5 protein-coding genes and 1 pseudogene are annotated in these 6704 nt (G+C 37.6%); all 6 read left to right on the top strand.

What is annotated here, in order from left to right; translation table 11 throughout:
* Positions 1 to 293 precede the first annotated feature (293 nt).
* On the top strand, positions 294 to 2687 hold the full coding sequence (locus tag A6M55_RS13225; RefSeq protein WP_064198071.1) for a glycosyl hydrolase family 95 catalytic domain-containing protein: 2394 nt from the start codon (positions 294 to 296) through the stop codon (positions 2685 to 2687).
* Positions 2688 to 2774: 87 nt separating this feature from the next.
* A complete protein-coding gene (locus A6M55_RS13220) occupies positions 2775 to 3476 on the top strand; it encodes a hypothetical protein (RefSeq protein WP_064198070.1) in 702 nt (233 codons plus the stop codon).
* 246 nt (positions 3477 to 3722) lie between these two features.
* Positions 3723 to 4661 (top strand): glycoside hydrolase family 43 protein, encoded by a 939-nt coding sequence (locus A6M55_RS13215; protein ID WP_064198069.1) that lies wholly within the window; start codon positions 3723 to 3725, stop codon positions 4659 to 4661.
* A 51-nt stretch (positions 4662 to 4712) separates the two neighbouring features.
* Entirely contained in the window at positions 4713 to 5027 is a 315-nt protein-coding gene (gene rhaM / locus A6M55_RS13210; protein ID WP_064198068.1) for an L-rhamnose mutarotase, read from the top strand.
* 47 nt (positions 5028 to 5074) lie between these two features.
* Positions 5075 to 6439 carry a glycoside hydrolase family 105 protein gene (locus A6M55_RS13205; protein WP_064198067.1) on the top strand — a complete coding sequence of 455 codons (1365 nt, stop codon included), beginning with the start codon at positions 5075 to 5077 and terminating at the stop codon, positions 6437 to 6439.
* Between the two features lie 53 nt (positions 6440 to 6492).
* A pseudogene (locus tag A6M55_RS13200) lies at positions 6493 to 6704 on the top strand (glycoside hydrolase family 88 protein); the annotation flags it as partial.

Below are 6704 nucleotides of genomic sequence, written 5' to 3'. Positions count from 1 at the left end.
AATACAAAGATATGTGTTTTATTTAGTATTATGCAATACATAGTACCTTTTATTTTTCACTTTTTCTTATGAATGGTCGAAATTGAGGATAAATGGTTCGTAAAATGGATTACATATATAAGATGCAAAAACGTAGTACAAAGTTGCAGACTAAACTGGATATTTTTTTAGTAATTAACATTCTTTAACAAATATCTACAAATGTAGATAAATAGTTGCAATTTCTCAAATAAGAGTGGGTATTTAGGTGTGTTTTTTTATCTTTACAAAAAAATCAATCCTACTTCAATATTATGTTCAAAAATTATCTGAAAGCATTTATTTTACTGATGCTTTCCAGCGAAACCTTTGCTCAATCGACCAATACACTTTGGTACAAACAGCCCGCCCAATATTTTGAAGAAACATTAGTTCTCGGAAATGGTAAACTCGGTGCAACGGTATTTGGTGGCGTAGAATCGGACAAAATTCTTCTTAATGACGCCACACTTTGGTCGGGCGAACCAGTCAACGCCAACATGAACCCAGACGCTTATAAGAATGTACCTGCCATCAGAGAGGCTCTCAAAAATGAAGATTATAAATTAGCCGATAAACTCCAACGTAAACTACAAGGCAAGTTTTCGGAGTCTTATGCACCTCTTGGCACGATGTATATCAATCACGCCAATGCGGCTAATTACTCTAATTATTACAGAGAATTGAATATCTCGCAGGCAGTTTCTAAAGTTACTTACGAAATTAACGGTGTTAAATATACTCGTGAATACTTTGTTTCGCAGCCAGACCAAATCATGGTTGTGAAACTAACAAGTAGCCAAAAAGGAGCGTTAACTTTTGATGTAAAATTTAATAGCTTGCTCAAATACAAGGTTTCTACGCCTAATCAAACGTTGCAGGCCAATGGCTACGCCCCAATCAAAGCCGAACCCAATTATAGAAGAGTTGAAAACCCTATCGTTTTTGATGAAAACAAAGGCACACGCTTCACGACTTTGGCAAAAATTAAAAATACAGGTGGCACAATCATATCAACCGATAGCACATTGGGCGTAAAAGGAGCAACCGAAGCCATTATCTACGTTTCGATTGCCACAAGTTTTAATGGTTTCGATAAAAACCCAGCTACGCAAGGCCTTAATAATCAGGCCATTGCAGCGAGTAATTTAAGCAAAGCCTTTGGCAAAACTTTCGCTCAAATCAAACAAGCTCATTTGCTCGACTATCAGAAGTTTTTCAATCGTGTAAGTTTAAATTTAGGAAAAACCACTGCACCTAATCTTCCAACTGATGAACGATTAAGACGCTACGCCAAAGGCGAAGAAGATAAAAACTTAGAGATTCTTTATTTTCAGTACGGCAGATATTTACTCATCAGTAGCTCACGCACGATGGGAGTACCAGCCAATTTACAAGGAATTTGGAATCCATACATGCGTCCACCTTGGAGCAGTAACTACACAACCAATATCAATGCTGAAGAAAATTATTGGCTCGCCGAAAATACCAATTTAAGCGAAATGCACGAGCCAATGATGAAATTTATCAAGAATGTGGCCACTACTGGCAAAGTTACGGCCAAAACATTTTATGGTGTAAATGGCTGGGCGGTTGCACATAACTCAGACATTTGGGCAATGAGTAATCCAGTTGGAGATTTTGGTGATGGCGACCCAGGTTGGGCCAACTGGAATATGGGCGGTGCGTGGCTCAGTACGCACCTTTGGGAACATTATATTTTTACGAAAGACCAAAATTTCCTAAAAAATGAAGCCTATCCGCTCATGCAGGGTGCAGCTCAGTTTTGTTTAGAATGGTTGGTTGAAGATAAAAATGGTAAGCTAATTACCTCGCCATCAACTTCTCCCGAAAATATTTACATCGCACCCAATGGCTACAAAGGAGCAACCATGTATGGTGGAACGGCCGATTTAGCGATGATTCGTGAATGTTTTGAACAAACCATCAAAGCTTCAAAAATATTAAATACTGATGCCGAATTTAGAGCAAAACTCGAAACAGCTTTAGCTAAACTTTACCCTTATCAAATCGGTAAAAAAGGCAATCTGCAAGAATGGTACTATGATTGGGAAGATGCGGAACCTCAACACCGCCACCAATCGCATTTGTTTGGGCTTTTCCCAGGAAACCATATTTCGCCACTAAAAACCCCTGCTTTGGCCGACGCCTGCCGCAAAACGCTTGAAATTAAAGGCGACGAAACTACTGGTTGGAGCAAAGGGTGGCGAATAAATCTTTGGGCAAGGCTCTTAGATGGAAATCATGCCTACAAGATGATTCGTGAACTGCTACATTACGTTGAACCTGATGGAGTAAAAACCAATTACGCTCGTGGTGGTGGCACATATCCAAATCTTTTCGATGCTCACCCGCCTTTCCAAATTGATGGAAATTTTGGTGGAGCTGCCGCTTTTGCCGAAATGTTGGTGCAATCTGACGAAGAGACGATTCGCTTACTCCCTGCCCTACCCGATGCTTGGGCAAATGGCTCGGTAAAAGGTATTTGTGCCAGAGGAGGTTTTGAGGTTTCGCTTGATTGGAACGAAAAAACACTAAAAAAAGTAATCATTTCTTCGAAAAAAGGCGGTAAAGCTACCTTGATTTCGGGCAATAAAACTAAAACCGTTTCATTGACTGCTGGACAGAAAATGGAGATTGTTTGGTAAATTGAAAATCATTCCCGTAATCTTGCAAAGTTTTTATAAGGTTACGGGAATAATTTTATGTATACCACCTAAAATTGACCGAATATTATGGGACTTGATAATGTAGATTTACTGGTAAAAATTGAAAAAACATTTGGTATATCAATTTCAGACCACGAAGCTGAAGAAATAGAAACAGTTGGAGAATTGCATAATACAGTTTGGGGGAAACTTGACCATCAAAATAAAGAAAAGTGCATCTCTCAATCACTTTTCTACAAAATTCGCCAATATGTCATTGATAATTTTAAATCTCAAAAGAAAGACTTTTTACTTTCAACAAATCTAAATGATGTTTTTCCAAAAAAAAATCGAAAAGATTTCTATCTAAAATTTTCACAAAACTTAAACATAGAAGTCCCTAATCTCACTTTAAATGAATCTTGGAATAAATTTTTAAACTATTTTGGAATGATAATAATTCTTGGTGGACTTCTTATTTCAGCAATTCTAATTATAGTTTTCGATTATACAAAATGGAGCCTTGTCACCCCCATTTTGGGAATCATCCTAACAGCTATTATTTCAAAGAAACTTGAACCATTAAGAACGACAATCAACCCTTCATTAGTTTTGGATTTTATACCGAAATTAGTCTCCCTAAATTACTCTACATTATCTCAAAAGGATGGTATAAGTAGAATTGAGATGGAATCAATCATAAACCATCTAATTGCTGATACGGCAGGCCTCGAAATAGATTTAATAACATCTGATAAGAAAATATGCCATGATTTAGGCATAGACTAATCGCTCCAGTGTTTTCAGCTTAAACGAATATAAAAATTAGTATAATTCTTACACTCAACTTATCTACCCTTCTCTTTAACAAAACATTCACCTTCATTATCCATAATTATTTTTTCTCAAAATCTCATTTCGGGAACGTTCCCGATAACGTTTGCGTAAAATAAGCCATAATAAATATTGATTTACTACAAAAATCGGGCTAATTTTAAATTCTTTAGACCTTAAAAGCATTCAACCCGATAAAGCATGACCTCATCAAGAATCATAGGTTTACTTCTAATTTTTATTTCAAATTTTGTTTTTGCACAAAAAGACATTTATCTATTTTCATATTTTACTGACAACGGCCAAGATGGTTTACACTTTGCTTACAGTAAAGATGGCCTAAAATGGGAAAGTCTCAACGAAGGAAAATCTTTTCTGAAACCCGAAATCGGAAAGGATAAATTGATGCGTGACCCTTGTATTATTCAATCGCCCGATGGTACTTTTCACATGGTTTGGACAAGTGGCTGGCATGACCAAATCATTGGCTATGCTTCGTCGAAAGATTTAGTAAATTGGTCAGAACAAAAAGCTATTCCAGTTATGGAACATGAGCCTACTGCCAAAAATTCTTGGGCTCCCGAAGTTTTTTATGATGATAAAAAGAAAAGTTATCTCATTTTCTGGGCAACGACTATTCCGAAAAGGCACGGAGATATAGCAGATTCAGAAAAAGAAAAAGGTTGGAATCACAGAATTTATTATACCGAAACAACTGATTTTAAGACTTTCAGTCCAACTAAACTATTTTTTAATCCAGATTTCAGTGCCATTGATGCCTCGATTCTGAAAGATGGAAAAAGTTACTACATGTTTATCAAAAACGAAAATCCGAATCCACCGCAAAAGAATATTCGTATCATAAAATCAAACAAAGCAAGTTTGTTCTCAGTAGATAAAGTTTCTGATCCAATCACAGGTAAATATTGGGCAGAAGGGCCAACTTCAATTCGTATCGGTGAATACGTTTATGTTTATTTCGATAAATACATCGACCATAAATACGGTGCGATTCGCTCGAAAGACCTAAAAAACTGGGAAGATATTTCGGAGCAAGTAAGTTTTCCGAAAGGCTTGCGTCATGGAACTGTTTTTAAGGTTTCGGAGAAGGTTTTCTCCAATTTATCCCTTAAAAACTAAGACAAACTACAAGTTTTATAAAAAAGCCTTACAAATTCAACCATAAAAAATATGCACCGTTTAGGATTTAAAATGAAACTTCATGCTGGACAAACAGCGGAATACAAACGTCGCCATGACGAACTTTGGCCCGAACTCGGTCAAGTATTGAAAGATGCCACCGTAAGCGACTATTCGATTTTTTTGGATGAAGAAACCAATATTCTTTTCGGAACGCTGAAAGTAGAAGATTTAGAAAAATTCAATCAAATTCCTAATAATCCAATCACGAAACGTTGGTGGGCATATATGGCCGATATTATGGATACTAACCCCGACAATTCTCCTATTAGTATTGACCTAAAAGATGTTTTTTATTTAGCTTAATTTAGTCGATAGTCCACAAACGACGTTCGATAGTTTCTTTTAAAATCATGATACAATTTTCATTAAATTTCTTTCAAAAAGCATTAGTATTAGTAGCTTTTTGCCTTGTAAACACTGTTTACGCACAGGTGCAAGCACCTGCTTCTACCCTACATTCAGAGGCTCTGCATACAGCAAAACCCGATTATCCAACGCCCTATGGCAGTCCAAAAGTTGAGGAAGTTACACAAGTTTTAAATCGTATTCATAATTATTTAGATGCTGTTACTCCAACAAGAGTTATCAATAAAGTAACTAAAGAAGAAATCAAAGATTTCTCAAAAATTGATACAAACGCAACCGTTTATCGTGGCGATTTTAGTCTGACAAGCTACGAATGGGGTGTAACTTACGCAGCGATGTTGGCAGCCAGCAAAGCCACGGGCGACCCACGTTTTGCACAATATACCACTCAACGTCTCAATTTCTTAGCCGAACTTACACCCATCATCAAAGCCAAATTTCCAGTAAGTTCAGGAATGCCGCTTCGCCAAATCATTGCTCCACACGCCTTAGATGATTGTGGAGCGATGTCGGTTTCAATGATAAAAGCCATGCGTGATGGCTTGGTGAAAGACAATGTGCGACCACTGATTGACAATTACCTCAACTATATTTACACCAAAGAATATCGCTTGGCTGATGGAACGCTGGCACGAAATCGTCCGCTCAAAAATACTCTTTGGCTCGATGATATGTTTATGGGCGTGCCTGCATTGGCTCAAATGGGAAAGCTCACGGGCAATACTAAATATTATGATGATGCCGTGAAACAAATCCAACTTTTCTCGAAACGAATGTTCAATAAAGATTTGGGAATTTTTATGCACGGTTGGGTAGAAAGTATGGAAACGCACCCAGAATTTCACTGGGGAAGAGCCAACGGCTGGGCGATTCTAACAATGGTTGAAGTATTGGATATTCTTCCAAAAGATTATAAAGGTCGTGCAGAAATCTTAGCGTTATACAAAGCTCATGCAAAAGGCTTGGCTTCTTACCAAACAGGCACAGGTTTTTGGCATCAATTACTCGATAAAAACGATACCTATTTAGAAACTTCAGCAACGGCAATTTATACTTATTGTATTGCCAAAGGAATAAACGAAGGTTGGCTCGATGCCGCTACTTATGGCCCAATGGCCTTATTGGGCTGGAATGCAGTAGCTACCAAAGTTACTGAAAAAGGGCAAGTAGAAGGCGTATGCGTAGGTACAGGTATGAGCTTCGAACCTGCATTTTATTACTACCGCCCCGTGAATGTATATGCGGCCCACGGCTACGGCCCAGCACTTTTTGCAGGTGCAGAAATCATTAATTTAATCAAGAAACACAAATTTGCATTAAATGATAGTGCGATAATGTTGACGAAGTAATACCCCTAAAGAAGAACTTTTAAAGTTCCGAAAACAATAAAATATTTTCAAAAATGAACACCAAAAAACTATTTTTCTATTTACTAATTATCCTTAACTCCCCTCTTGGTGCTTGGGGGCAATCATACTCCGTCTGGATGGCAGAATCGTTTATGAGTCGTCATAAAGATTCGATTGCCGTGAAAGAAGGCAAGCCCGCTGCGTGGGATTATGAGCAAGGTTTAATGCTAAAAGCTCTCGAAAAAGTGTGGTATCGCACGGGAGA

It is taken from the genome of Emticicia sp. MM (genome assembly GCF_001649495.1).
Note: the sequence above shows the minus strand (reverse complement) of the source record. Positions and strands in the feature narration are given on the sequence as shown.

Bases quoted from the DNA above. Each gene is read 5' to 3' on its own strand.
- A6M55_RS13225 (WP_064198071.1), top strand. From the start codon at position 294: ATGTTCAAAAATTATCTGAAAGCATTTATTTTACTGATGCTTTCCAGC.
- A6M55_RS13220 (WP_064198070.1), top strand. From the start codon at position 2,775: ATGGGACTTGATAATGTAGATTTACTGGTAAAAATTGAAAAAACATTT.
- A6M55_RS13215 (WP_064198069.1), top strand. From the start codon at position 3,723: ATGACCTCATCAAGAATCATAGGTTTACTTCTAATTTTTATTTCAAAT.
- rhaM (WP_064198068.1), top strand. From the start codon at position 4,713: ATGCACCGTTTAGGATTTAAAATGAAACTTCATGCTGGACAAACAGCG.
- A6M55_RS13205 (WP_064198067.1), top strand. From the start codon at position 5,075: ATGATACAATTTTCATTAAATTTCTTTCAAAAAGCATTAGTATTAGTA.